The organism is Streptomyces sp. NPDC050549, assembly GCF_040655035.1.
Taxonomy (GTDB): Bacteria; Actinomycetota; Actinomycetes; order Streptomycetales; family Streptomycetaceae; genus Streptomyces.
Window position 1 is genome coordinate 87250 of record NZ_JBFAJD010000029.1, and the last position, 23782, is coordinate 111031.

27 protein-coding genes are annotated in these 23782 nt (G+C 71.3%); 10 read left to right on the forward strand and 17 right to left on the reverse strand.

Annotation, left to right across the window (positions count from 1 at the left end):
• Window positions 1-83: 83 nt before the first annotated feature.
• A complete protein-coding gene (locus tag AB0I51_RS33475; protein ID WP_362981690.1) occupies window positions 84-1100 on the forward strand; it encodes a Gfo/Idh/MocA family oxidoreductase in 1017 nt (338 codons plus the stop codon).
• Here AB0I51_RS33475 and AB0I51_RS33480 read toward each other — a convergent pair.
• From AB0I51_RS33480 to AB0I51_RS33520, 9 genes are all read right to left on the reverse strand, one after another.
• Window positions 1093-1593, reverse strand: a complete 501-nt coding sequence (locus AB0I51_RS33480; protein WP_362981692.1) for a hypothetical protein — start codon at window positions 1591-1593, stop codon at window positions 1093-1095. The genes AB0I51_RS33475 and AB0I51_RS33480 overlap by 8 nt on opposite strands.
• Before the next feature lie 12 nt (window positions 1594-1605).
• Complete coding sequence (locus AB0I51_RS33485; protein WP_362981776.1) at window positions 1606-2004, reverse strand: PaaI family thioesterase; 399 nt, start codon at window positions 2002-2004, stop codon at window positions 1606-1608.
• Window positions 2005-2113: 109 nt separating this feature from the next.
• Complete coding sequence (locus AB0I51_RS33490; RefSeq protein ID WP_362981694.1) at window positions 2114-3298, reverse strand: cytochrome P450; 1185 nt, start codon at window positions 3296-3298, stop codon at window positions 2114-2116.
• Window positions 3299-3365: 67 nt separating this feature from the next.
• On the reverse strand, window positions 3366-4052 hold the full coding sequence (locus tag AB0I51_RS33495; RefSeq protein WP_362981696.1) for a response regulator transcription factor: 687 nt from the start codon (window positions 4050-4052) through the stop codon (window positions 3366-3368).
• Between the two features lie 38 nt (window positions 4053-4090).
• The gene (locus tag AB0I51_RS33500; RefSeq protein ID WP_362981698.1) at window positions 4091-5347 is read right to left on the reverse strand and encodes a histidine kinase; all 1257 of its coding nucleotides are present in this window, start codon (window positions 5345-5347) and stop codon (window positions 4091-4093) included.
• Between the two features lie 159 nt (window positions 5348-5506).
• Window positions 5507-5896 (reverse strand): ribonuclease domain-containing protein, encoded by a 390-nt coding sequence (locus tag AB0I51_RS33505; protein ID WP_362981700.1) that lies wholly within the window; start codon window positions 5894-5896, stop codon window positions 5507-5509.
• Window positions 5897-5982: 86 nt separating this feature from the next.
• Entirely contained in the window at window positions 5983-6888 is a 906-nt protein-coding gene (locus AB0I51_RS33510; RefSeq protein WP_362981778.1) for a DMT family transporter, read from the reverse strand.
• A 91-nt stretch (window positions 6889-6979) separates the two neighbouring features.
• Window positions 6980-7606, reverse strand: a complete 627-nt coding sequence (locus AB0I51_RS33515; RefSeq protein WP_362981702.1) for a dihydrofolate reductase family protein — start codon at window positions 7604-7606, stop codon at window positions 6980-6982.
• A gap of 89 nt (window positions 7607-7695) precedes the next feature.
• Window positions 7696-8514 carry an AIM24 family protein gene (locus tag AB0I51_RS33520; RefSeq protein WP_362981704.1) on the reverse strand — a complete coding sequence of 273 codons (819 nt, stop codon included), beginning with the start codon at window positions 8512-8514 and terminating at the stop codon, window positions 7696-7698.
• A gap of 100 nt (window positions 8515-8614) precedes the next feature.
• Between AB0I51_RS33520 and AB0I51_RS33525 the strand changes: the two genes are divergently transcribed.
• Window positions 8615-9361, forward strand: a complete 747-nt coding sequence (locus AB0I51_RS33525; protein ID WP_362981706.1) for an SDR family oxidoreductase — start codon at window positions 8615-8617, stop codon at window positions 9359-9361.
• 50 nt (window positions 9362-9411) lie between these two features.
• Here AB0I51_RS33525 and alc read toward each other — a convergent pair whose 3' ends face one another.
• Window positions 9412-10542, reverse strand: a complete 1131-nt coding sequence (alc, locus tag AB0I51_RS33530) for an allantoicase (protein WP_362981708.1) — start codon at window positions 10540-10542, stop codon at window positions 9412-9414.
• A gap of 48 nt (window positions 10543-10590) precedes the next feature.
• Window positions 10591-11928 carry an allantoinase AllB gene (gene allB, locus AB0I51_RS33535; RefSeq protein WP_362981710.1) on the reverse strand — a complete coding sequence of 446 codons (1338 nt, stop codon included), beginning with the start codon at window positions 11926-11928 and terminating at the stop codon, window positions 10591-10593.
• 274 nt (window positions 11929-12202) lie between these two features.
• On the opposite strand from allB, the gene AB0I51_RS33540 reads away from it, so the two are divergent.
• Both AB0I51_RS33540 and AB0I51_RS33545 read left to right on the forward strand, forming a co-directional pair.
• On the forward strand, window positions 12203-12997 hold the full coding sequence (locus tag AB0I51_RS33540) for an IclR family transcriptional regulator (RefSeq protein ID WP_359613303.1): 795 nt from the start codon (window positions 12203-12205) through the stop codon (window positions 12995-12997).
• Complete coding sequence (locus AB0I51_RS33545; RefSeq protein WP_362981712.1) at window positions 12994-13686, forward strand: DUF6304 family protein; 693 nt, start codon at window positions 12994-12996, stop codon at window positions 13684-13686. Before AB0I51_RS33540 ends, AB0I51_RS33545 begins: the two co-directional genes overlap by 4 nt.
• Here AB0I51_RS33545 and AB0I51_RS33550 read toward each other — a convergent pair.
• Complete coding sequence (locus tag AB0I51_RS33550) at window positions 13683-14003, reverse strand: DUF5955 family protein (RefSeq protein ID WP_078532552.1); 321 nt, start codon at window positions 14001-14003, stop codon at window positions 13683-13685. The two genes, AB0I51_RS33545 and AB0I51_RS33550, sit on opposite strands and share 4 nt — an antisense overlap.
• A 188-nt stretch (window positions 14004-14191) precedes the next feature.
• Between AB0I51_RS33550 and AB0I51_RS33555 the strand changes: the two genes are divergently transcribed.
• Together AB0I51_RS33555 and aceB are read left to right on the forward strand one after the other, a co-directional pair.
• Window positions 14192-14791: a nucleotidyltransferase family protein gene (locus AB0I51_RS33555; RefSeq protein ID WP_362981714.1), complete on the forward strand. Its 600-nt coding sequence runs from the start codon at window positions 14192-14194 to the stop codon at window positions 14789-14791.
• Window positions 14792-14978: 187 nt separating this feature from the next.
• On the forward strand, window positions 14979-16601 hold the full coding sequence (gene aceB, locus AB0I51_RS33560; protein ID WP_362981716.1) for a malate synthase A: 1623 nt from the start codon (window positions 14979-14981) through the stop codon (window positions 16599-16601).
• A 13-nt stretch (window positions 16602-16614) separates the two neighbouring features.
• Here aceB and AB0I51_RS33565 read toward each other — a convergent pair whose 3' ends face one another.
• The 3 genes from AB0I51_RS33565 to AB0I51_RS33575 are packed head-to-tail and all read right to left on the reverse strand — an operon-like array spanning window position 16615 to window position 19379.
• Entirely contained in the window at window positions 16615-16884 is a 270-nt protein-coding gene (locus AB0I51_RS33565; RefSeq protein WP_362981718.1) for a SelT/SelW/SelH family protein, read from the reverse strand.
• A gap of 16 nt (window positions 16885-16900) precedes the next feature.
• Window positions 16901-17815: a HipA family kinase gene (locus tag AB0I51_RS33570; RefSeq protein ID WP_362981720.1), complete on the reverse strand. Its 915-nt coding sequence runs from the start codon at window positions 17813-17815 to the stop codon at window positions 16901-16903.
• Between the two features lie 43 nt (window positions 17816-17858).
• A complete protein-coding gene (locus tag AB0I51_RS33575) occupies window positions 17859-19379 on the reverse strand; it encodes an FAD-binding protein (protein ID WP_362981722.1) in 1521 nt (506 codons plus the stop codon).
• A gap of 395 nt (window positions 19380-19774) precedes the next feature.
• Between AB0I51_RS33575 and AB0I51_RS33580 the strand changes: the two genes are divergently transcribed.
• Complete coding sequence (locus tag AB0I51_RS33580) at window positions 19775-19927, forward strand: hypothetical protein (RefSeq protein WP_362981724.1); 153 nt, start codon at window positions 19775-19777, stop codon at window positions 19925-19927.
• On the opposite strand, the gene AB0I51_RS33585 is transcribed toward AB0I51_RS33580, so the two are convergent.
• The gene (locus AB0I51_RS33585; protein WP_362981726.1) at window positions 19924-20565 is read right to left on the reverse strand and encodes a TetR/AcrR family transcriptional regulator; all 642 of its coding nucleotides are present in this window, start codon (window positions 20563-20565) and stop codon (window positions 19924-19926) included. The genes AB0I51_RS33580 and AB0I51_RS33585 overlap by 4 nt on opposite strands.
• 86 nt (window positions 20566-20651) lie before the next feature.
• Here AB0I51_RS33585 and AB0I51_RS33590 point away from each other — a divergent pair, with 86 nt between their 5' ends.
• From AB0I51_RS33590 to AB0I51_RS33600, 3 genes are read left to right on the forward strand one after another with little or no spacing between them, the layout of a single operon-like run.
• Window positions 20652-21539 carry an NAD(P)H-binding protein gene (locus tag AB0I51_RS33590; protein ID WP_362981728.1) on the forward strand — a complete coding sequence of 296 codons (888 nt, stop codon included), beginning with the start codon at window positions 20652-20654 and terminating at the stop codon, window positions 21537-21539.
• Window positions 21539-21820, forward strand: a complete 282-nt coding sequence (locus tag AB0I51_RS33595) for a hypothetical protein (RefSeq protein ID WP_362981730.1) — start codon at window positions 21539-21541, stop codon at window positions 21818-21820. Before AB0I51_RS33590 ends, AB0I51_RS33595 begins: the two co-directional genes overlap by 1 nt.
• Before the next feature lie 23 nt (window positions 21821-21843).
• Complete coding sequence (locus tag AB0I51_RS33600; RefSeq protein ID WP_362981732.1) at window positions 21844-22302, forward strand: hypothetical protein; 459 nt, start codon at window positions 21844-21846, stop codon at window positions 22300-22302.
• Here the strand turns inward: AB0I51_RS33600 and AB0I51_RS33605 are convergent.
• On the reverse strand, window positions 22269-23771 hold the full coding sequence (locus tag AB0I51_RS33605) for an IucA/IucC family protein (RefSeq protein WP_362981734.1): 1503 nt from the start codon (window positions 23769-23771) through the stop codon (window positions 22269-22271). The genes AB0I51_RS33600 and AB0I51_RS33605 overlap by 34 nt on opposite strands.
• Window positions 23772-23782: the final 11 nt, after the last annotated feature.

Consider the following 23782-nt stretch of genomic DNA (forward strand, 5'->3'; position numbering starts at 1 on the left):
GAATGGTTGACGGGAAGTGATGTAGTTCGATTGTCCGGACATACGCATTGACAGCGTGCCTGGTCGGCCCTCAGTTTGTTCCCATGCGCATCGGAGTCATCGGTACGGGCCGCATCGGGACCATCCATGCCAGGACCCTCAGCCGTCATCGTGAGGTGGGTTCGCTGATCCTCACGGACGTGGACCCGGCACGGGCCCAGGAGCTGGCCAACCGGCTGGGGGAAACGGCGGCACCGAGTACGGAGGAGATCTTCAAGTGGGGCGTGGACGCCGTGGTGATCACTACGGCGACCTCGGCGCACGCCGAATTAATCGGCAGGGCCGCGCGCTCCGGTCTCCCGGTGTTCTGCGAGAAGCCCATCGCGCTCGACCTGCCGGGTTCCTTGCAGGCGATCGCCGAGGTCGAGACGGCGGGAACGATCCTTCAGATGGGGTTCCAGCGCCGGTTCGACACGGGCTACACGGGTGCCCGCGAGGCGGTGCGGTCCGGGCGGCTGGGACGGCTGCACACGGTCCGGGCGATGACCTCCGACCAGACCCCGCCCCCGGCCTCCTATCTGCCGATCTCCGGCGGGCTGTACCGGGACACCCTGATCCACGACTTCGACATGCTGCGCTGGGTGACCGGACGCGAGGTGGTCGACGTGTTCGCGGCCGGGTCGGACGCCGGGCCCGCGATGTTCCGCGAGGCAGGTGACATCGACACGGCCGCCGCCGTCCTCACGCTGGACGACGGCACCCTGGCCACGGTGACGGCGACCCGGCTGAACGGGGCGGGCTACGACGTCCGGATGGAGCTGGCCGGGGAGCTGGACCAGATCGTGGTCGGCCTGGACGACCGCACCCCGATCGCGTCCACCGAACCGTCCGGGCCACCGGCCGCGACCAAGCCGTGGACCGGCTTCCTGGAGCGCTTCGGACCCGCCTACGAGGCCGAGCTGATCGCCTTCGTCGAGGTCGTGGTCGGTCAGCGGACCAATCCGTGCGACGGGCGCGAGGCCCTCCAGGCGCTGCGGATCGCCGAAGCGTGCGAGGTGTCCCGGCGCGAGCGAAGACCAGTCCGGCTCGGTGAGATCGCGGGCGGGTACGTCCTCAGTTGAGCAGCCGTATCGCAGGGGTCGCCGCGTCCGTGGCGGCCCCGGAGTCGCAGTGGGGGCAACGCAGTTCGCGCGGCCGTCCCTGGTTGGTCTGGATGCTGTACGTGGCCGCCTCCTTCGCCTCGGGGCAGTAGGAGCGCAGGTGCAGCCGCACCCAGGGGTGGCTGGTCGGGGCCACGGCAGGCCTGCTGTTCCTGGCGTCCTCGAAGGGCGCCCACCAGAAGTCGACCAGGGCCCGCAGGTACAGCCGCCCGGGACCCGAAGTCGTGTCGTACGCGGCGATCCGGCCGGCCGTGCGGTGGCGCTGGAGACCTGTGCGGCTGCCGGAGCACAGGGCCCGCTCGGCACCGCACTCGAACACCTGCGTGCGGCCGGTCCGCCCGCAGACGAAGCAGTCGACGGTGAACTCCAGCTGTGAACTCCAGTGCAGATGGTGCCCGTTGTCCCCGGCGAAGGGCCCGGTCAGTTCGGCGGTGATCTCCGCGGTGCGCAGCATGTACGGCTCCCCTCAGGACGTACGGACCGGCAGCACCGTGCCCTGGGCGACCGCGCACAGGGACTCCGTGCCGTCGTCTGCGACCGCGCGGACGTCGCAGCGGACCACGGCCTGGCGGCGGCCGGCCTGGACGACCTCGGCCCGGGCGCGCAGGGTGCGGCCGGTGGCCGGGCGAACGTACTGGATGGTGAGGCCGCCGGTGAGGACCGCGGGGCCGAGGACGGTGCCGCCGGCGAAGGTGAGCGCGTTGTCGGCCGCGTAGGAGAGGACTCCGCCGTGCACGAAGCCGTTCTGCTGGTGGAGGTCCTCCCTGATGTCGATCTCCAGCGTGGCGCCGCCGTCCCCGAAGGCACTCAGCCGGGCACCGATCAGCCTGCTGAAGGGCTGGCTCTCCAACGCCTTCCGGGCCATGGCCAGGTCGAACTCCACGAGTGCGGTCACGAGAGCGGGCCTCCTACGGCTTCCACTACGGCTTTCATCACACCTTCGACGGCTGTTACGGCCGTCCGGTGCGGCCGTTCTACCAGTGCAGCGGCAGGCTGCGCATCCCGCGCATCAGCATGCCCGGGAGCCAGTCGCCGGGCGGGCCGTCCAGGGCGAGGCCTGGAGCGCGCTCCAGCAGTGTCCGTATCGCCGTGCGTGCTTCGAGGCGGGCCAGGGGGGCGCCCAGGCAGTAGTGGATGCCGTGGCCGAAGGCGAGATGTCCTCGGGTTTCGCGGCGGATGTCGAAGCGGTTCGGGGCGGGGAAGCGGTCCGCGTCGCGGTCGGCCTCGGTCAGGCCGACCATGACGGCATCGCCCCTCACGATGCGGGTGCCCGCGATGTCCAGTGGTTCCGAGGCGAAGCGGAACGTGGCGTTCTCCACCGGGCCCTCGTAGCGCAGCATCTCCTCGATCGCGCCGTCGAGGAGGGTCGTGTCGGCCTGCAGGGCGGCGAGTTGGTCCGGGTGTGTGAGCAGGGCGTGGACGCCGCTGGTGAGGAGGTTGACGGTGGTCTCGTGGCCGGCGATGAGCAGGATGAAGGCCATGCCCCGCAGTTCCTGCGGGGAGAGCCGGTCGCCGTCCTCGGCGGTGGTGCGGATCAGGTCGCTGAGCAGATCATCGCTCGGGCCCGCGCAGCGCTTGTCCTCGATCAGGTCGGCGAGGTACTCGGCGAGCCGCACGAACGCGTCGTACTCGCTGCCCGAACTGGTGGGCGCGACCGCCTCCGTGGACAGTTTCCGGAACTCCTCGCGGTCCATGTCGGGCACGCCGAGCAGCTCGCAGATCACGGTGATGGGCAGCGGGTAGGAGAGCGATTCGACGAGGTCCGCGCGGCCGAGCGGCAGCATCGTGTCGAGGAGCTCGTCGGTGATCTGCTGGACGCGCGGGCGCAGTTCCTCGACGCGGCGCATGGTGAAGGAGCGGGTGATGAGTCCGCGCAGGCGGGTGTGCTGCGGCGGGTCGGCGCTCAGCAGGTACTTGCCGATCAGCTCCTCGTCGAGGAACGTCACCCCGATCTTGCTGCCGTCCTTGGCCAGCCGTGGGTCGGCGAGCGCCGCGCGTGCCTCCTCGTACCCCACGATCAGCCAGGTCACGTAGTGCTCGTCCGGCTCCGGCAGGCGCACGAGGTGCACCGGGCCGCGCTCGCGCAGCCGGGCGTACACCGGATGCGGGTCCCGTCGGAACTCCTCGCCGAACTCTCCCAAATCGATTACCCGGGTCATGCCCTGCCCCCCCTCCGGACGATCCCCCGAGATCTCCCAGTGCAGTGGGAACGCGCGGCGGCAGCGGCTAGTGCCCGCCGTCGCCGTCCTCTTCGAGGAGGCCCGCGTCGTACGCCAACAGGGCGATCTGCACACGGTTGTTGAGGTCGAGCTTGGCCAGGATGCGGGACACGTGGGTCTTGACGGTGGCGACGCTCATGAAGAGGCCGGTGGCGATCTCGGCGTTGGCGAGACCCTGTCCGACGGCAACGGCGACCTCGCGTTCGCGTTCGCCCAGGACGGCGAGGCGGGCACGCGCGCGTGCGTGACGGGTGTCGGCACCGGTGCCCGTGCCGGCCGCGTGCTCCATCAGCTGTCGGGTGACCGCGGGCGACAGAACGGGATCGCCGGCCGCGACCCGGCGCACCGCGTCGAGGATCTCGGCGGGCGGGGTGTCCTTGAGGACGAAGCCGGCGGCGCCCGCGCGCAGGGCCCGCAGCACCTGTTCGTCGGCGTGGAAGGTGGTGAGAACGACGACCTGGGGCGCGTCGCCGCGGGCACGCAGCCGCTCGGTGGCGGTCAGTCCGTCCACCGAGGGCATACGGATGTCCATCAGGACGACGTCCGGGTGGACACGGTCGACAAGTTCCTCGACCTCGCTGCCGTCGGCGGCCTCACCGACGATCTCGATGTCGGCGGCGCCGCCCATCATGAAGGACAGTCCGGTCCGCACCAGCGGGTCGTCGTCGACGAGGAGCAGTCGGATCGCAGTCATGGGGCTACGTAACCACGGCCCCGTGGGGGAAAGCCGGGTCACCCCCAGGGCAGCCACGCCCGAACCCGGAATCCGCCGCCGTTCTCCGGGCCGTGTTCGAGCCGGCCCCCCGCCAGTGTCGCCCGCTCGGTCAGGCCGATCAGGCCCTGGCCCGAACCGGGGACGTGCGGGACCGCGGCCTCCGGGGGCGGGTTGTGCACGGTGACGACCAGGCCGTCGCCCGGGGTGCCGCTGACGGTCACGGTGACCTCGGTGCCGGGGGCGTGTTTGCGGGCGTTGGTGAGGCACTCCTGGGCGATGCGGTAGGCGGTGCGGCCCACGGAGGCGGGCACCGCCGCGGGGTCGGTGACCCGGTTGACGAGGGTGACCTTCATGCCGGCCTCGCGGGACTCGGTGACCAGTGCGTCCAGGGCGCCGAGCGTGGGCTGCGGGCGGCCCGTGTCGTCGGGCTCGCCCGCGCGCAGGACGCCGATGATCTCGCGCAGGTCCTGCAGCGCCTCGTGGGCGCTCTCCCGGATGACGCCGGCCGCCCGCGCGATCTCCTCGCGGGGCGCGTCCGGCCGGAACTCCAGCGCGCCGGCGTGCACGCTGAGCAGGGTCAGCCGGTGCGCGAGCACGTCGTGCATCTCGCGGGCGATGGCCTCCCGGGCGAGCCGCTGGGCCTGCTCGGCGCGGAGCTCCGCCTCGGTCTCGGCGCGCCGGGCGCGGTCGCGCAGGCTGAGCATGAGCTGCCGCTTGGAGCGGACGAACATGCCCCAGCCGATGACGGTGAGGGTGAACAGTTCGGTGAAGGCGACCGCTCCGGCGTACGGCAGGTCGGGGTCGGGGCGCAGCCAGAAGAAGATCGGGGTCAGGGCGAGCTGGACGCCGCCGATCCAGGCCACGTACCGGAAGGGGCGGTGCACGGCGAGGGTGAAGAGGGCAACCAGGCCAGCGCCGCCCGCCGTGGTCGAGACGAGGCCGACGGGGATCATGGCGATCGCCAGCCCGACCGGCCAGCGGCGGCGCAGCCACACCGCGAAGCAGGCGGGGACTCCGATCAGCTGGTCCACGACGGCCAGGGAGTGCGAGGTCGCGGTGTCGTCCCTGAGGCTCTGCGCGGCGATCAGCCCGATGATCACGGCCAGCAGGAAGCAGGAGGTGTCGACGACCCAGTCGCGTGCAGTACGGCGGGGCCGTCCAGGCCGTTCGACGTCGGGATCGAGTTCGTCTGCCACGGCGGACGGCAGCAGCCAGCGGCGCCCCGCGAACGCCGACGGTACCTGCGCGGTCCTGTCATCGGTCACGGTCGACAAATCTACGCAGGACCGGACCCGGTCACCCCGTCCCGACGGGGATCGTCGACCAAAGTCGCGCCATCACAGACTTTCGGCGGACATGCCTCGCCCCGCGGCCCATGGACGTGGGGGGAGCCGCGGGGCGAGGGGTGAGCCGTGGTGCGGCCTGGCGTCGGCTCAGCAGCCGAAGTTGATCAGGTCGAACGTGACGTAGTGGTCGGCGGTGTAGTAGTCCTCTTGGGTCTTCTTGCCGGTGATGATGCGACGCGCTCCGCGCGTGGACGAGCCCGGCGTCTTGACCGTGTACTCGTGGTAGTAGCCGGACGTCTGGCTGGGCAGGACGCCTTCCTGGTTACGGAAGACGGTGCCGTCCTGCGAGTAGGGGAAGGGGCCGTTCGTCGCGATCAGGTCGAGCGTGTCGTACGCCTGGTCGGGCAGGTCGCTGTAGCAGATGCTGCCGACCGCGGCGGCGGCCGGACTGGCCGTGGCTACGGTGCCGCCCACGAGAAGGGCGGACATGAGGGCGGCTGCGGCGCCGATGCGTGTTGCGCGTGGGGGGAATCTCATGCCTCCATGATGACGCGCGTAGATAGTGGCATGTCAATGACAACTCTGAAGATTTCTCCCGTCAAGTCCGATGAGTTTTCCGGGAGTTAACGCGCGGCTCGGCGTCCCCACGCGGTCCCCACAAGTACGAGCACGCCGCCCGCCAGCCCGAACGCGCCGAGCCGTTCGCCGCCCAGCGCGACACCGGCCGCGGCGGCCCACAGGGGTTCGGTGCCGAGCAGCAGGCCGACCCGGGAGGGGGAGGTCCGGCGTACGGCCCACATCTGGACGAAGAAGGCGAACAGGGTGCAGAACACGGACAGGAACAGCAGCCCGGCCCACTCCCCCGCCCCGAAGTCCGCCGCCGTCGCCCACGGGGTGGGGCCGGCACCGGCCGACAGCACCGCGAACACCGCGACGGCGGCGCCGAGTTGGACGGTGGTCAGGGGCAGCGCGTCGGCGCCCCGGACCGCCTTGCTGCGGGACATGGCCAGCACGTGCAGGGTGCGGGCCAGGGCCGCGAACAGCATGAGGAGGTCGCCCAGGGAGGGGCGGCTGAAGCCGGCGCCCTGGGTCAGCAGCAGCACGCCGAGCACGGAGAGGGCGGCTGCGCCGAGGAAGGCCCTGGAGGGCCGGGTGCGGGTCACCGCGGCCTCGGCGAGCGGGGTGAAGATCATGGTGAGGCTGATGATGAGGCCCGCGTTCGTGGCCGAGGTGTGGACGACGCCGTAGGTCTCCAGGAGGAAGATCCCGGCGAGGATCAGCCCGAGCAGGGCCGCGCCGCGCCACTGGACGGCCGTCAGGGCGCGCAGCGAGCGGTGGCCGACGACCGCCAGGACGGGCAGGACGAGGGCGAAGCGCAGGACCAGGACGGCGAGGACCGTACGGGTGGTGGTGATGTCCTTGGCGGCGAGATAGCTCGCGCCCCAGACCACGGCGACCAGCAGGACGGGCAGGTCGGTCTGCCAGGTGCGGCGGGGCGCGACGGCGCGCGGTACGGCGATCGAGGACATGGGGGCGGCTCTCCCGGTCTCCGGCGAAGGGGTGGAGACATCGGTGGCTGCCACACGGAACGATCACCGTACCCGCGCGGTCCCGGGCTGGCTAGGCGTTTTCCGGGTCCGCGTACGAGCCGTACGTCGGGCGCCCCGCCAGGTCGTACGACTGGATGGAGACGCCGGTGCCGGTGATGGTCCCGCCCGTGCGCTTGAAGGCCTTGGGGGCGGTGCCCTCGGGGAACAGGCGCAGGCCGGTGCCGAGCACGACCGGGAAGATCACCAGGTGGACGGTGTCGAGGAGGTCGAGTTCGAGGAGGGACCGGACGAGGGCGCCGCTGCCGTGCACCTGGAGTTCGCCCTCGGTGCGCTCCTTGAGGTCGGCGACCTCCTTGGCGAGGTCGCCGCCGAGAACGGTGGTGCCGGCCCAGGAGGGGTCGGTGAGGGTGGCCGAGGCGACGTACTTCGGCAGGGCGTTCAGCTTGGACGCGATCGGGTCGGCGGGGTCGGTCATGTTCGGCCAGTACGAGGCGAAGATCTCGTACGTACGGCGGCCGAGCAGATAGGCGCCGGAGCGGCCGAAGACCTCGACCACGAACCGGCCGAAGTCGTCGTCGCCGTACACGAAGCTCCAGCCGCCGTGCTCGAAGCCGCCGCGGGTGTCCTCTTCGGGGCCGCCGGGGGCCTGGTAGACGCCGTCGAGGGTGACGAAGATGGTGGAGACGAGCTTGCCCATGTCGGGTGCCTGCTTCCTGGTGCGAGGGCCGGTGGTGTCATCAGCTCAGACCCCGCGGGCCCCCACAACTCATCGGTCGCTACGGCTGCTCACCCGGCGTGCGTCGAGAACATGCCGCCGGTCGGACCCTGCTTGTCGCCGCCCTGGGCCTTCTTCAGGGCGTTGGCCAGGCTCTCGATGGTGAGGGACTGGAGGATGACGCGGCCGTTGCCCTCCAGGGTGGCCAGGGAGAGGCCCTCACCGCCGAACACCGCGTTCATCAGGCCCTGGCGGTTGAGGCCGCCGATGCGCTGGACGCCGTACTGGATGCCCTCCTCGAAGGCGACGAGGCAGCCGGTGTCGACCTCGATGCGGCCGCCGAAGTCGGCCGGGTTCAGGTCGATGAAGTTGCCCGCGCCGGCGATGATCACCGTGCCGCGCCCGGTGAACTTCTCCAGGACGAAACCCTCGCCGCCGCTCATGCCGGTCCGGCCGCCCTGGAAGGCGATGCCGAACTGGACGCTGGACTCGGCGGCCACGAAGGCGTCCTTCTCCGCGAACCACGCGCGCGCGCCGTCCAGTTCCAGGGCGCGCATCTCTCCGGGGAGCACGCCCGCGAAGCCGACGGTGCCCTCGCCGCCCTGGGAGGTGAAGTACTGGAACGCCGGCGACTCGCCCGCGAGCGCGCGTTGGCCGACCTGCATGGCCGTCCCCACGGCCTGCCGGAGCATGCCGCCCATACCGCCACCGGGGCCGGCGCCGCCCTGCTGCTGTCCGGCGCCGGGCGGGCCGCTCAGACGGGTCTCCATGGTCACGTTCGTCGTCTTGAAGAGGAACTTCCCGGCCTCGCAGTACACGGTCTGGCCGGGGCTCAGGTTGACGACCGCCATCTGCATGGCGTTGCCGACGATTTCTTGCTGAAGGGTCACGACGGGAGAACGCCGGAGGCGGCGGAATCAGTTCCGGACGCGCGAGGTCGGCGTCCGTTCACCGCCAGCACGCGGGTGCGCCGGCCGCTGGGATGAGCTCATGACAACGACTTACGGAACCCTGAACGGCAAGGCCGCCCTGGTCACCGGCGGCAGCCGCGGCATCGGCGCGGCGACGGCGCTGCGGCTGGCACAGGACGGCGCTGATGTGGCCGTCACCTACGTGGAAGGCAAGGAGGCGGCCGAGGACGTCGTAGGGCGGGTGGTGACGTTGGGGCGGCGGGCGGTCGCGCTGCGCGCGGACTCCGCGGATGCCGCCGAGGCGACGGACGCGGTGGAGGGTGCGGCGGAGGCGCTGGGTGGGCTCGATGTGCTGGTGAACAACGCGGGGGTGGGGGTGCTCGGTCCGCTGGACGGGCTGTCCCTCGCCGACGTGGACCGGGTCCTGGCGGTGAACGTCCGCGGGGTGTTCCTGACCTCGCAGGCGGCTGCCGCGCGGATGCGGTCCGGGGGCCGGATCATCACGATCGGTACGTGCATGACGCAGCGGGTGCCCGGACCCGGCGGAACCCTGTACGCGACGAGCAAGTCGGCGCTGATCGGGCTGACCAAGGCGCTCGCCCGTGAGCTGGGCGGACGCGGGATCACGGCGAACATCGTGCACCCGGGGCCCACGGACACCGACATGAACCCGGCGGACGGGCCGTACTCGGCCGGTCAGGCGGCCATGACGGCGCTGGGGCGCTTCGGGACGGCGGAGGAGGTGGCGTCGATGGTCGCGTATCTGGCGGGGGCGGACTACGTCACGGGGGCGGAGTTCGTGGTGGACGGCGGGCACTCGGCCTGAGGACAAGTGGGGCGCGCCGGTGTCGGTGCGCCCCACGCGGGCGTGGGGCGTCAGCCGCCCAGCTCCTGGTGCCGGGCCGCCAGTGCCGTCGCCCCCTGCTCCGTCAGCGAACCGAACAACCGCAGCCGCGAGATCCCGCCGTCCGGATAGATGTCCACGCGCGCGTGCGTCCCGATCGCCGGAGCGGGGAGTACGAAGCGGTGGTTCGTGTCGGGCTGGAGGCGGGTGCGCGGGAGGATCTCGTGCCAGTCGCCGGTGTCGCCGTCCCGTACCGACACCGATGCCCAGCCCGCGCTGTTGCCCTTCAGGTACGCCGTGTCGATCTCGACGGCGCGGATCCGGGCCTGGGCGGCCAGGGCGTAGCGGATCCAGTCGTTGCCCCGGTCACGGCGGCGGCGGGTCTCCCAGCCGTCGTCCATCTTGCGGGAGCGGCCGGGCTGGATGGTGTTGGTGGCGGGCGAGTAGAAGAGGTTGGACGCGTCCTCGGCCCGGCCGCCGTTCTCCAGGGCGACCACGTCGAAGGTGCCGAGCGCCGCCAGCCAGTCGGGGTCGGGGACGACCTCGCCGTAGGCCCTCAGGCGCGCGATGCCGCCGTCGGGGTGCTGGTTGACGCGGAGGTGGGTGAAGCGCTGTTCGACCGAGATGCAGAAACCATTCGCCGCATGGCCGCCGACCGGTGTGCGCGGGACCAGCGTCGTCCACTTCACGTCGTCGGAGAGCAACTCCTCGGGGGACGGGGAGCCGGGCACCGAGGTGGCCTCGACCGACACCGCCTGCGGGTAGTTGCCGCGGAAGTGGGCCGTGTCGACGACGATCCCCCGGATCACTCCGGGTGCGCCGAGCCGGACCAGTGCCCAGTCGTGGTCCTCCGCCGTCGGCCAGGGGTGGTCGGCGGAGGAGCCGCGGCGGCGGCGGGTCTCCCAGCCGTCCATGATCTTGCCCTTGTGGCCGAAGTGCTCGGGGTCGAACTCGGCGGGCCCGGGCACCAGGAGGTTCTCGCGCATGGCGAAGAACTCGTCGTTGGCGGCGATGACTCCCGCGCCGAGCTGCCGGTCGGCGAGGTCGGCGTACCGGGTGAAGGGGAAGTCGGCCGTGCGGTAGTCCGCGTACGGGTCACCGCCTCCATAGGGGTTCGCGTCGCCGGTGAAGCGAGCCAAAGGAAATGGATGCTGCGCCGTCACTGAATCTGCCTTTCGGGAGTCGGCCGCTGCGGATGCAGGGAGGGTGGATCAGGGGGTACGGGTGAGGAGTTGCCCCTTCGGGTCGGTGAACTCGCCGTCCAGCACGATGCGTTGGCCGCGCAGCCAGGTCGACTTCACGACACCGCTGAGGGTCTTTCCCGCGTACGCCGTGACGCGGTTGCGGTGCTGGAGGGCGGCCGGGTCCACCGTGAACGTCTCGTCGGGCGCGAGGACCGCGAAGTCGGCGTCGCGGCCCGCCACGATGGCGCCCTTCTGGTCAAGTCCCGCCAGTCCGGCCGTCCTTGAGGACATCCAGCGGACCACGTCCTCAAGGCCGTGCCCCCGCTTGCGCGCCTCCGTCCACACCGCCGCGAGGCTCAGCTGGAGGCCGGAGATGCCTCCCCACGCGATGGCGAAGTCGGCGGTCTTGAGGTCGGCCGTGGAGGGCGAGTGGTCGGTGACCACGCAGTCGATCGTGCCGTCGGCCAGCGCCTGCCACAGCAGGTCCTGGTTGGCGGACTCCCGGATGGGCGGGCAGCACTTGAACTCGCTTGCGCCGTCCGGGACTTCCTCGGCCGTGAGGGTCAGGTAGTGGGGACACGTCTCCACCGTGATGCGGACGCCCTCGGCCTTGGCGGCGGCGATCAGCGGCAGCGCGTCGGAGGAGGAGAGGTGCAGGACGTGCACGCGCGCGTCGAGGCGCCTCGCGGCGGCGACCAGCCCGGCGATGGCCGTGTCCTCGGCGTCGCGCGGCCGGCTGGCGAGAAAGTCGGCGTACTTGGGGCCGCCGTGCTGCGGGGCCGCTTCGAGGTGGTGCGGGTCCTCGGCGTGCACGATGAGCAGGCCGCCGAAACCGGCGATCTCCGCCAGGGAACGGGACAGTTGGTCCTGGTCGAGGTGCGGGAACTCGTCCACGCCGGACGGGGACAGGAAGGCCTTGAAGCCGAAGACGCCGGCGTCGTGCAGCGGGCGAAGGTCCTTGACGTTGTCGGGCAGGGCGCCACCCCAGAAGCCGACGTCGATGTGGGCCTTCTCCGCGGCGACTTCCTGCTTCGTACGGAGGTTGTCGACCGTCGTCGTCGGCGGGAGGGAGTTGAGCGGCATGTCGATCAGGGTGGTGATGCCGCCGGCCGCCGCCGCGCGCGTGGCGGTCCAGAAGCCCTCCCAGTGGGTGCGGCCGGGGTCGTTCACATGCACATGGGTGTCGACCAGGCCGGGCAGCAGGACGTCGTCGCCGAAGTCCTCGAACCGTGCTGCGGACGGGACTTGGGCGTCGTAGGGCAGGACGGCCGTGATCTTCCCGCCGGCGACCGCGACCGCCGCGGCGCGCGTTCCCTCGGGAGTGATGACACGCGTGGAGCGCACCACCAGTTCAGCGTCGGACACCCGGACCCCTCTCTCTGCCGCCGTTGTTACTTCCGGGAAACGGGATTTACGTCCACGTAACGGAATTCAACGTTCTGTTGAAGGAGTCTTCACTCCCGCTCCCGTACCGTCAAGGGCACACTTCTCCACCATGCGCCCACCGCGCACACTCTGGATGTTTCCACAAAGCGGAATTAAACTTCCGGCAAGCAGAACGTAGCTACGCACAGGCGGGGAGTCAACCGACCCCCGGGTAGGCTTCAGCCCTTCCCGCCCGTGCCGAAAGGAACGCGCCGTGCCGCCGTCCAGCGCCAGCAGCACCGACTCCACCAAGTCCGCCACGGGTGGTGTCCAGTCCCTCGAGCGCGCCTTCGACCTGCTGGAGCGGATGGCCGACGCGGGCGGCGAGGTCGGCCTGAGCGAGCTCTCCGCGAGCAGCGGGCTGCCGCTGCCCACCATCCACCGGCTGATGCGCACGCTGGTGGTCTGCGGTTACGTCCGCCAGCAGGCCAACCGGCGGTACGCCCTCGGCCCGCGGCTGATCCGGCTCGGCGAGTCGGCGTCCCGACTGCTCGGCACCTGGGCCCGCCCCTACCTCGCCCGGCTGGTCGAGGAGACCGGTGAGACGGCGAACATGGCGCTGCTCGACGGCGACGAGATCGTGTACGTGGCGCAGGTGCCGTCCAAGCACTCGATGCGGATGTTCACCGAGGTCGGCCGGCGCGTCCTGCCGCACTCCACGGGCGTCGGCAAGGCGCTGCTCGCCAACACCCCGGACCACGAGGTGCGCGCGCTGCTCGCCCGCACCGGCATGCCTGCCGCGACCGAGAAGACGATCACCACGCCCGAGGGTTTCCTGGCGGCCCTGGAGGACGTGCGCCGCCTCGGCTACGCGATCGACGACAACGAGCAGGAGATCGGCGTCCGCTGTCTCGCCGTCTCCGTGCCCAACTCCCCCACCGCCGCCGCGATTTCGATCTCGGGCCCGGCGGGCCGGGTCACCGAGTCGGCGACCGAGAAGATCGTGCCGATCCTCCAGCAGGTGGCCGGCGAACTGTCGGAGGCGCTCGCCAGCCAGAACCCGGCGTGAGTGCCCTGCAGCGCTGGCCCGGGCGGTACACCGACCGGCACGGCGGCGAGGACGTCGTCTTCGAGTCGGACGGCCGGGAGTCGATCCGTACGACGATCCGGGGTGTCCGCTTCGAGGGCGACAGCATGGACGGCCTCGGCACGCTGGACGGTGAGCCGCCGGAGTTCCCGTTCGCCTTCTTCGACGGGGCGCTGTGCTCCTGTCTCCTGGAATGGGAGGTGCCGGTGCCCGTCACCGTCGGGGAGCAGGGCGTGCGTACGGCCGTGCTGCACTGCGCGTTGCGGCTCGGGGCCCCCGCCGGACCGGGCCGGGGGCTGGATGCGGAGACGCTGATCACCACCCTGCGCCTGGACGGGCACGAGTACCGCAACGCGGAAGGCCATGACGACTTCGAGGACGCGCTGAACGAGCTCCAGCGCCGGCTCCCGCCAGGGGTACGGCTCCGGAGCTGTGTCGCATGCGCCTGGTCCGACTACCACCCGGTCGGGCACGGGCTGATGAACGATCTGGCCTGCTTCCGCGATGCCAGGGACGTCTACCGGCTGGTCGAGGGAAAGTACGGACCGGACAACATCTTCGACGCCTGGGGCGCGCGCACCGAGTTCGTCCAGGAGACCTGGCTGTGCGGGGAGTTCGAGCACCGGGCCGGGAACACGGGCTACCGGGGAGCGTTCCCGGCGCCGAACTAGCCCTGCCCGCCCCGCGGTTGACCGAACAGGTCCACGGCGTTGCGTACGTCCGTCAGCCCCCTCGCGAGGGCGCTCACGGAGCCGATCGCGCCGGCGATGAGGAGCAACGAGCGGCGCAGGCGCGGGATTTCGGGGATGCCGTCGATGGTCATCGCGGCCAGCGCCGCGAGTTCGTCCTCGGCGATCACGCGGTCGGGGAACTCGGCCGGATGCGCGGCCAGTTCGCGGCGCAACCGGGACACCGCGGTCCGCAGTTCCGCCACCCTCGGATCCTCGTCGCTGCCGGTCACTGGCCTCTGCCCCAAGCTCCGCAACACAGCTCTCCCCCCTCGCACGCCTTCGTGCGCAAGAACTTTGTGATCCCGCCGCGTACCCCGCGACACTGGTCGGGCACCGAGGGACGCGGGCCAGTAAACGCCACCCGGTACGGGCTGCGCCACTCCGCGGACCGAAATTAAGTCGGAGGATTCCGTGCCGTCGGCGCCCGGTCAGGTATGCAGGACCCATGACGCGAAACGAAGACCAGGTGGCCGGGCTGCTGCTCGCCGCCGGGGGCGGGCGACGGCTCGGCGGGCGGCCCAAGGCACTGCTGGAACACCGGGGCCGGCCCCTCGTGGAGCACGCGGTCGGGGTGCTGCGCGCGGCCGGGCTCAGCCGCGTCCACGTGGTCCTGGGGGCGCGCGCCGACGCCGTACGGGAGCGGGCGGAGCTGACCGGGTGCGTGGTCGTGGAGAACCCGGAGTGGGAGACGGGCATGGGGTCCTCGCTGCGGGCCGGGCTGGACTCGCTCGCGGAGACGGGGGCGCGGGCGGCGCTCGTGTCGCTCGTCGACCAGCCCGGGATCGGTGCGGAGGCGGTGGCGCGCGTGCTGGCGGCCTGTCGCTCCGAGGACTCGCTCGTCTCGGCCGCCTACGACGGGGTACGCGGGCATCCGGTGCTGTTCGGGGCCGCGCACTGGGCCGGGATCGCCGAGAGCGCGACCGGGGACCGGGGGGCGCGGGCCTACCTCGAGGCGCACGCGGATTCGGTCGTGCTCGTCGAGTGCGGGGATGCGGCGAAGCCGTACGACATCGACACTGAGGCGGATCTCGTCCACCTTGAGTGAACGGGATGACACTGAGCGCCACTTTGGCTCGATACAGAGAATCTCGACATCAACAAACCATTGAACTTCCACGATGAGGAAACTAGTATCCACTGTTCAGAAGCGCCCGGCGGCCCCTCGGGTGCTCCCCGTCCTACCCGGGTCATCTGGCACCCGGTGCCTCGCTCGCTGAAGGAAGTGACAGTTCATGTCCGCACCAGCGCCGTCCTCGCCGGTCGTCGTCGACGCCGAACCCCTGCCCCGGCAGGAGGAGGTCCTCACCGACGAGGCCCTCGCCTTCGTGGCCGAGCTGCACCGCCGGTTCACGCCCCGTCGGGCCGGACTCCTCGCCCGCCGGGCCGAGCGCCGCGCGGAGATCGCCCGTACCTCCACCCTCGACTTCCTCCCGGAGACCGCCGCGATCCGCGCGGACGACTCCTGGAAGGTGGCCCCCTCCCCCGCCGCCCTGAACGACCGGCGGGTCGAGATCACCGGCCCCACCGACCGCAAGATGACGATCAACGCCCTCAACTCGGGTGCGAAGATCTGGCTCGCGGACTTCGAGGACGCCTCGGCGCCGACGTGGGAGAACGTCGTCACGGGCCAGCTCAACCTGATCGACGCCTACACCCGCGCGATCGACTTCACCGACCCCAGCTCCGGCAAGTCGTACGCCCTGAAGCCGGACGAGGAGCTGGCGACGGTCGTCATGCGGCCTCGCGGCTGGCATCTGAACGAGCGTCACCTGCTCGTGGACGGTGAGCAGGTCCCGGGCGCCTTCGTGGACTTCGGGCTGTACTTCTTCCACAACGCGCAGCGGCTGCTGGACCTGGGCAAGGGTCCGTACTTCTACCTCCCGAAGACCGAGTCGCACCTCGAAGCCCGGCTGTGGAACGACGTGTTCGTCTTCGCGCAGGACTACGTCGGCGTCCCGCAGGGCACGATCCGCGCGACCGTGCTGATCGAGACGATCACGGCGGCGTACGAGATGGAGGAGATCCTCTACGAACTCCGCGACCACGCCTCGGGGTTGAACGCGGGCCGCTGGGACTACCTGTTCTCCATCGTCAAGAACTTCCGTGACGGCGGGCCGAAGTTCGTCCTCCCGGACCGCAACGCCGTGACGATGACGGCCCCGTTCATGCGGGCGTACACCGAACTCCTCGTCCGCACCTGCCACAAGCGCGGGGCGCACGCGATCGGCGGCATGGCGGCGTTCATCCCGTCCCGCCGGGACGAGGAGGTCAACAAGGTCGCCTTCGAGAAGGTCAAGGCGGACAAGGACCGTGAGGCGGGCGACGGTTTCGACGGGTCCTGGGTGGCCCACCCGGACCTGGTGCCGATCGCCCTGGCCTCCTTCGACGCGGTGCTCGGCGAGAAGCCGAACCAGAAGGACCGGATGCGCGAGGACGTCGACGTCAAGGCCGCCGACCTGATCGCCGTGGACTCGCTGCACGCGAGGCCGACCTATCCGGGACTCGTCAACGCCGTGCAGGTGGGCATCCGTTACATCGAGGCGTGGCTGCGCGGACTCGGCGCGGTCGCCATCTTCAACCTGATGGAGGACGCGGCCACCGCCGAGATCTCGCGCTCGCAGATCTGGCAGTGGATCAACGCGGACGTCGAGTTCGAGAACGGCGAGCGGGCGACTCCCGAGCTGGCGCGCAAGATCGCCGCCGAGGAGCTGGAGAACATCCGTGCCGAGATCGGCGCGGACGCCTTCGCCGCAGGCCACTGGCAGCAGGCCCACGACCTGCTCCTGGAGGTCGCGCTCGACGCCGACTACGCGGACTTCCTGACGCTGCCGGCGTACGAGCAGCTCAAGGGCTGAATCTCAGGAGCGCTCAGTTGTCCGAGTGGCCCAGGGACTTTCCCGGGGCCACTCGGTCGCGTACGAGCTGCTTGACGGCCGTGGGTTCCGGGAAGCCCTGTTCGCGGCGGTCCCACACGACCTCGTCGTCGACACGGACGACGAAGACACCGCCGGTGCCGGGCTTCAGGGAGAGTTCCGTCAACTCGGTCTCGAAGGTGGTCAACAGCTCCTGAGCCAGCCAGGCGGCGCGCGGCAGCCAACGGCACTGGGTGCAGTACTCGATCTCAACTCGTTGGGTCATGCCCGTCGTCTTCCCGTCATCCCAGGTGTACCGACCAATCCTGTTCCGCCGCCGGCTTGCCGTGCAGGTCGGGGACCCGCTTGAGCCAACTCGGGCGGCCCTGCTGTGTCTTCGCCGCGCGCCGGGCCTCCTCGGCGGCGAGTTCCTCCCCGCTGGGGAAGTCGGTGGGCAGCCAGGCCGCGGAGGCCCGCACGCGCGCGTGGAGGTGGTCGACGTACGCCTCCCGGACGGCGTCGGGGGTCGCGAGGCCCGGTTCGCCGGCCAGCCAGACGTCCGGCACCTCGGCCACGATCCGGCGCAGCAGCTCCTCGGTCACCCGGGGCGCGAGTTCCGCGTCGGCGGCCCGGGTGTCGGGCGTGAAGCGGCCGAGGGCGTGGTGGCGGAAGTCGTAGGCCTTCGTGGGGTCGGCGCCGTCCCAGCGGTGGTGGAAGACGAGGGCGGCACCGTGGTCGATGAGCCACAGGCGCGGGGGTGCGATGCCGAGAGTGGGCCAGATCATCAGGTTGGAGCTGTGGACCGTGCGGTCGACGTTGACGGTCAGCGCGTCGAGCCAGATGATCTTCCCGGCCTCCAGCGGGTCGACCGTGCAGCGCGCGGCGACCTCCGGGGTGAAGTCCTGGGCGCCCGGCAGATAGTCCATGCCGAGGTTCAGACCCGCGCTCGCGCTGTGCAGGTCCCGGACCTCCTGGTGCGGTTCCCCCTCGGCGATCTCCGGGTCGAAGTGCACCAGCACGAGTTCGGGGAATCGCAGTCCCAGAGCGCGGGCGAGTTCCCCGACGACGACCTCGGCGACCAGTGCCTTGCGGCCCTGCGCGGAGCCGGTGAACTTCACGACGTAGGTGCCGAGGTCGTCGGCCTCGACGAGTCCGGGGACGGAACCGCCGGAGCGCAGGGGCTCGATGTAGCGGGTCGCGGTGACCTCAGGCAGCATCCCCGCAGGTTACCCGGCCGTTCCCGCGGAGGAGCGGTCACCCTCAGGGGGCCACGGCCTGGGGGAAGCGGAACAGGCCGTCGGGGTCGTACTTCTTCTTCACCCGGACCAGCCGGTTCGCGTTCTCCGCGTAGTAGGCGGCCATGTAGTCGGAGAGGGCCGGGTCGATGCAGTTCTGGTACGACTCGCCGTTCGAGTAGGGGTCCATGGCCCTGAACCCGCGGTCGGCCCAGTCGCGGGCGGCCGTCAGGCTGTCGTCGTCGGTGGGGCCGACGGCGATCGACGCGTTGTAGGTGAGCAGGTAGAGGCTGTCGCGGTGCACATGGGCGGTGTCCGTCCGTCTCATCGCGTTCGCCGCGCCGCCGAGGGCGGTCGCGCGCAACTGGCGCAGCCGGCCGCTCCTGCGGTCGGTGTCGTACGCGGTGAGCAGCTCGGACCAGTTGCTCCGCGGAAGGGGCCCGGTGAACAGCCGGCTGCGGGCATCGGTCCAGGCGGTCCGCGGGAGCTGAGCGTCGGTGCCGGTGCGGTGGCACTGGGCGACGGCGTAGGACGAGCAGCCGTAGGCGATCATCAGGGCGGACTCGTACGGCATGCCGGCGGCGAACTGGGAGGCGGATGCGCTGCCGACCGCGTCCGCGAGGCGGGTCGCCTCCTGGTTGAGCCGGTCGAGCCCGCCCAGTCCCAGCAGGATCACCTGGACCTGCGGAGTGGCGGACGGGTCGGTCAGGTTGACCTCGGCGAGACCGCCGACCGCCGAGGGCGCGCCGGCCAGCCACTGGGCCCAGCCGTTCATGACGTCGACGGCCTGGTCGTAGGGCCAGTTGATGAAGGCCACGGCGATCTCGGCGACCGGGGCGGTGGTGAGGGTGTACGAGGTCACGACGCCGAAGTTGCCGCCGCCCCCGCCGCGCAGCGCCCAGTACAGGTCGGGGTGGTCGGTGGCGGAGGCGGTGACGCAGCGGCCGTCGGCGAGCACGACCCGGGCCGAGGTGACCGTGTCGCAGGCCATGCCGATGGTGCGGGTCCGGGGGCCCAGTCCGCCGCCCTGCAGGAAGCCGCCGGCGCGGACGGTCGGACAGTAGCCGCCGGCGACGGCCAGGCCCGTCGAGCCGAGGGTGTGGGTGATGTCGACCATCTGGGCGCCCGGGCCGAGGGTGCCGGAGCCGGAGCCGACGGCGATCGAGTCGAGCCGGGACACGTCCACGACGAGTCCCCGACAGGTGGAGTAGCCGGCCGCGCTGAGGCCGCCGCTGCGCACGGCCGTCGCCAGGTCGTTGTCGGCGGCGAAGCGCAGGCAGAGCGCCACGTCGGCGGGGCTCTCGCAGTAGGCGACCGCGCTCGGGAGCACGGTGTCGAACTGGATCTGGTCGAGCTGCCTGGCCTGGTCGTAGGTGGCGTCGCGGACGGCGTCAACTCCCGCGTCCGTGCCCAGTTGCTCGGCGACACCCCGCCCGACTTCACCGGCTGCACGGCCTGGCGGGCGGCCGTACAGGTGGAGCCGGACTTCGTGGCGGACGACTTCTTCCGGTGCATGTTCGGCAACGGCACCCGGTTCGTCTTCCACGCCATCGCTCCGGGCCGCCTGCACTGGATGAGCGTGGCGAACACCCGGCCGGGCGGCCGGGACGGCGCCGACGTCAAGAGCACGCTGCTGGCCCGGCACCGGGGCTGGATGGACCCGGTCGAGGAGATCATCGGGCGGACGCCTTCGGAGGTGATCCTCCGCAACGACGTGGTGGACCGCCGGCCGGACAGGGGCTGGGGCGAGGGCAGGGTCACCCTGCTCGGGGACGCCGCCCACCCGACGAACTTCAACGTCGGCCAGGGAGCCTGCCAGTCCCTGGAGGACGCCCTGGTGCTGGCTCGTGTCCTCGATACGCGACCGACCCCTCGGCCGCGCTGCGCGCCTACGAGGAGGAGCGCCGGCCGCGGGTCCACTCCTTCCAGAAGGCGGCCCGGATGGTCGGCCGCGTCGGCAGCCGGGGCAACCCGCTCACCGTCCGCGCCCGCACCATGCTCTACCGGGCGGTGTGGTCGGGCCCGATCTGGAAGCAGGTCGACAAGGACATGGGCACCGGCGCCCGCTGGGAGGTCCCGCAGGTCCGGATCTAGTGGCTCAACTGGGCGGCGAAGAGCGGCTCCACGGCGTTCAGCATGAGGGCCCTGGCCCGCTCGGACCCGCCCTTGACCCTGCCCGCCATCGCCAGTGAGACACAGCCGTGCAGGAAGGCCCAGACGGTGTCGACCGCCCCGCCGGGGTCGCTCAGCTCGGCACCGCGGGCCTCGGCGGCGCTCTGCAGGGCGATACGGAACGTACGGAAGGCGGTCTTCGCCTCCGGCGGGGTATCGGCGGTGCCGAACGGCACACCGTCCATGCCGTTCATCGCCTGGTAGAGCTCGGGCGCGGCGAACGCGAAGGCCCAGTACGCCTCGGCCAGCGCGGCCAGCCGCTGCTCCGCCGGGGCCTCGGCGGCGGTGGCGAGCCGGTCGGTGAGCTCGCTGAAGCCGACCAGCATCAGCTCGACGAACAGTGACTCCTTGCTGGAGAAGTACTGGTACAGGATCGGCGGGGTGTATTCGAGTTTGTTGGCGATGCGGCGGATCGTGACCGCGTTCCAGCCCTCCTCGGCCGCGATGTCCCTCGCCGCTTCCAGCAGGCGCGCGCGCATCTGCTGACGCTCCCGCTCGCGTCGCTGCCTGCTGGCGCTCGGCTGCGACTTCGGCTGCGCGAGCTCGGGTTTCGTCGTCACGTTCGTCCTTCCGTTGACACGGGAATACTATCGCCGATCTAATGTCTAACAATGTTAGATTTACTGACAGCGTAAAGGAGCCAGGCATGATCGTCATTTTCGGCGGCACCGGCAAGGTCGGCCGCCAGATCGTGGACCAGCTGCGCAGCGACGGGCAGGCGGTGCGCGTCGTCACCCGGACCCCTTCCTCGGTGAAGTTCGCCCGGGACGTCGAGGTCGTCGCCGGTGATCTGCACGACCGGCACTCGCTGGTGCGGGCCGTCACCGGCGCCAGGGCGATCGTCTGCACCGTTCAGGGCGGCAACGGCAAAGGGGCGAGCGGCCCCAAGGGCATCGAGGGCAAGGGCGTCCCCACCCTGATCGACGTCGCCCGGGAGGCCGCGGTCGAGAACTTCGTGTACCTCTCGACCGCGAGCGCCCGCGCCGACAGTCCGGTGGAGTTCTTCCGCCTCAAGTTCGAGGCGGAGCGCACACTGCGCGGCAGCAAGGTGCCGTTCTCGATCCTGCGGCCCACCCACCTCATGGACACCTGGGTGGAGATGCTCGCCGAACCGATCGCCAAGAAGGGCAAGGCCATGGTGCTGGGCTCGGGCACCAATCCGGTGTCCTGGGTGTCCGGCACGGACGTGGCCCGGGTGGCCGCCGCGCTGGCCGGGCGCGCGGGCGAGGGCTTCTCCGCCGACCTCGGCGGTCCCGAGGCGCTGACCCTCGCCCAGGTCAACGAACTCGTCGCGGCCTCCATGGGAGAGCAGGTCAAGGGCGAGAACAAGATGTCGCTCGGCATGCTCCGGCCGATGAGCGCGCTGATGAAGCCGTTCAACCCGGTCCTCGCGCGGCAGATGCAGATGGGCGTGGCCCTCGACACCGAGCCGCAGGTCGTCGACTCCGGCGCGGTCTGGGCCCGGTACGGGCAGCCGCTGTCGCTGTCGGCCTGGCTGCAGCGTCACCGGCCCGGTGTCACGGAGGGCGTCTGATGTACGCCGCGATCGGCGCGTTCCTCGTCCGCCGGGCGCGGCTGGTGCTGGCCGTCTCCGGCGTCGCCCCGGTGGGAGCGGTCCTGCTCTCGGGCGGCGCGTTCACCAAGCTGCAGGGCGGCGGCTTCACCCCGGCGGGGCCGAGTCGGTCGCCGCCCGGAAGCTGGTCGACCGGAAGTTCGGCGGCGACCCCAATCTGGTCCTGGTCGTCGAGGCCAGGTCCGGCACGGTCGACGCACCGGAGGCCGGCAAAGCGGGAGCGAACCTCGCCGCCGCGCTGAAGGCCCGTCACGAACTGACCAACGTGACCTCGTACTGGGCGGCCGAGGCCCCCTCCCTCAGGTCGGCCGACGGAAAGTACGCGCTGGTCCTGGCGCATGTCACGGACACGGAGAACGACCAGGACAAGACCGTGGGCGCCATCGTCGACCACGACCTGGAGAAGGCCGGCGACGCGGTCCTGGTACGGCCCGCCGGCCCGCTCGGCGTGAGCCACGAGATCGGGGTGAAGGTCAAGAAGGGGATCGCCCTCGCCGAGGGCATCGCCGTACCGCTGACGCTCTCTGGCCCTGGACGCGGGCTGGACCGCGGGTCGGATCACGCCCCGCGACACGGTGCTGCTGCTCGCCGTCGAGGCGAGCCGCTATCTCTACGCGGGCCTCACCCTGACCTGGGAGGCGCCGGCACCCGCGGGGTCCCCGGTCCGGGGCTGACGCCGGGCGCCCACGCTCACTCCGCCAGCGGGTTGGGCACCGGCAGATAGCGCGCGTCGGCGCCGTCCGCGCCGGTCCAGCGCAGCAGCAGATTGGTCTTGCCGGGCAGGGTGGGTGAGGCGAGGAGTGCGGGGATCTCGGGAAGGTCGTCGCGGCGGGCCAGTTCGGCGCGGACGGCGGGCCAGGGGTCCAGTTTCGGGTGGCGCTCGGCGAGGACTTCGGCCACTTCCACGAGGTGGTTGACGACCAGGCAGTACACGAGACGCTCCCACCCGGCGGCCCGGTCCACGTCCGGCAGCAGCTTCACGCCCTCCGCGTCCCGGTACAGCGCCCGCACGGGCGTTCCGTCGGCGTCGACGGCGACCACCGTGTTCTGCAGATGCGCTTCGAGTACGACGCCGTGGTCCGCGAAGGCCCCCAGCGCGGGGGGTACGACCTGCCGCAGATACGCCTCCCACCAGCCGGTCGGGTCCGCCGTACCGTCGAGCGGGTCGCCGTCGAAGCCTTCCACCAGCCCTGCCGCGAGCAGCGGGGTGGTGCCGGGCGCGAGGTGGTCGCGCAGGCCGTCGCGGACCAGGACGGCGAGTTCCTCGAAGGCGAAGGCGGCGGTGCGGTATCCGCGGTCGCTCAACCAGCCGGCCGTGCCGCCCATCGCGGCGAAGGCGTCCCGGACGGCCTTGTCGGTGCGCCGGAGTTTCAGCAGGTCGTGGCGCCAGAGCCGGCGCACGTCGTTGGTGATCCGCACGTCCAGGCTGAACTTGAGGAACAGGTCGTCGGTGGGGTTGTACACCGTACGGATCGCGGCCGTCGGCCAGACCGGCGTCGCCGTCGTGCCGAGCCGGATCAACCGGCCGTCGGCGAAGGCCTCCGCGAGTCCGTCGCCCACGAGGTCGAGCTGCCACGGGTGGGCGGGCAGCAGCCGATAGCCCGGCGGGGCCTCGCCCAGCGCGTCCAGGGCCGCTACGTCCCCCTCTTCCACGACGGCGTCCTCGCGCAGCCCGAGCAGCACCAGCGGGAAGCGGGTGTACGCCTCCGGGGCGTAGGGCAGCCAGCCCGCGACGGGGCCGCCGCCGCGGGCCTTGGGCGCGGGATGGTAGGGATGGCCGGTGATCAAGGACTGTTCGGAGCGGAGATACGGGTCGTCGGGCGCCGTCGCGGACTCCCGCGCGGTGAGCAGCGCGGCGATCGCGTCACGGCTGTCGGTCATCTCGGCGGGCAGTTCGTGGTTGGACACCCCGATGTACCGCGCCAGTTCCTCGGCGACGAGTTTCACGAGTTCGGGGTGGCCGACGCGGTGCCAGTCGCCGTCCGCGTACACCTCCGGCTCGGCGGGCCGCCGCTCGCCGCGCACCCGCAGCAGTCGGCCGCTCCCCGGCAGCCGGTACACGCGTCGCTCCCCGGGGTCCGGGAGTGGCCGGGCCACCTCCCGGAGCAGACAGTTGAGCAGGGGCGCCGCCGCGTACGCGTCGGCGCGCTCGGCCGTGCCGGCGCCCGGAGATGTGAAGTCGACGCGATCCATTCGTTCCCTAA

Bases quoted from the DNA above. Each gene is read 5' to 3' on its own strand.
- AB0I51_RS33475 (WP_362981690.1), top strand. From the start codon at position 84: ATGCGCATCGGAGTCATCGGTACGGGCCGCATCGGGACCATCCATGCC.
- AB0I51_RS33480 (WP_362981692.1), bottom strand. From the start codon at position 1,593: ATGCTGCGCACCGCGGAGATCACCGCCGAACTGACCGGGCCCTTCGCC.
- AB0I51_RS33485 (WP_362981776.1), bottom strand. From the start codon at position 2,004: ATGGCCCGGAAGGCGTTGGAGAGCCAGCCCTTCAGCAGGCTGATCGGT.
- AB0I51_RS33490 (WP_362981694.1), bottom strand. From the start codon at position 3,298: ATGACCCGGGTAATCGATTTGGGAGAGTTCGGCGAGGAGTTCCGACGG.
- AB0I51_RS33495 (WP_362981696.1), bottom strand. From the start codon at position 4,052: ATGACTGCGATCCGACTGCTCCTCGTCGACGACGACCCGCTGGTGCGG.
- AB0I51_RS33505 (WP_362981700.1), bottom strand. From the start codon at position 5,896: ATGAGATTCCCCCCACGCGCAACACGCATCGGCGCCGCAGCCGCCCTC.
- AB0I51_RS33510 (WP_362981778.1), bottom strand. From the start codon at position 6,888: ATGTCCTCGATCGCCGTACCGCGCGCCGTCGCGCCCCGCCGCACCTGG.
- AB0I51_RS33515 (WP_362981702.1), bottom strand. From the start codon at position 7,606: ATGGGCAAGCTCGTCTCCACCATCTTCGTCACCCTCGACGGCGTCTAC.
- AB0I51_RS33525 (WP_362981706.1), top strand. From the start codon at position 8,615: ATGACAACGACTTACGGAACCCTGAACGGCAAGGCCGCCCTGGTCACC.
- AB0I51_RS33555 (WP_362981714.1), top strand. From the start codon at position 14,192: ATGACGCGAAACGAAGACCAGGTGGCCGGGCTGCTGCTCGCCGCCGGG.
- aceB (WP_362981716.1), top strand. From the start codon at position 14,979: ATGTCCGCACCAGCGCCGTCCTCGCCGGTCGTCGTCGACGCCGAACCC.
- AB0I51_RS33565 (WP_362981718.1), bottom strand. From the start codon at position 16,884: ATGACCCAACGAGTTGAGATCGAGTACTGCACCCAGTGCCGTTGGCTG.
- AB0I51_RS33570 (WP_362981720.1), bottom strand. From the start codon at position 17,815: ATGCTGCCTGAGGTCACCGCGACCCGCTACATCGAGCCCCTGCGCTCC.
- AB0I51_RS33580 (WP_362981724.1), top strand. From the start codon at position 19,775: ATGGTCGGCCGCGTCGGCAGCCGGGGCAACCCGCTCACCGTCCGCGCC.
- AB0I51_RS33590 (WP_362981728.1), top strand. From the start codon at position 20,652: ATGATCGTCATTTTCGGCGGCACCGGCAAGGTCGGCCGCCAGATCGTG.
- AB0I51_RS33595 (WP_362981730.1), top strand. From the start codon at position 21,539: ATGTACGCCGCGATCGGCGCGTTCCTCGTCCGCCGGGCGCGGCTGGTG.
- AB0I51_RS33605 (WP_362981734.1), bottom strand. From the start codon at position 23,771: ATGGATCGCGTCGACTTCACATCTCCGGGCGCCGGCACGGCCGAGCGC.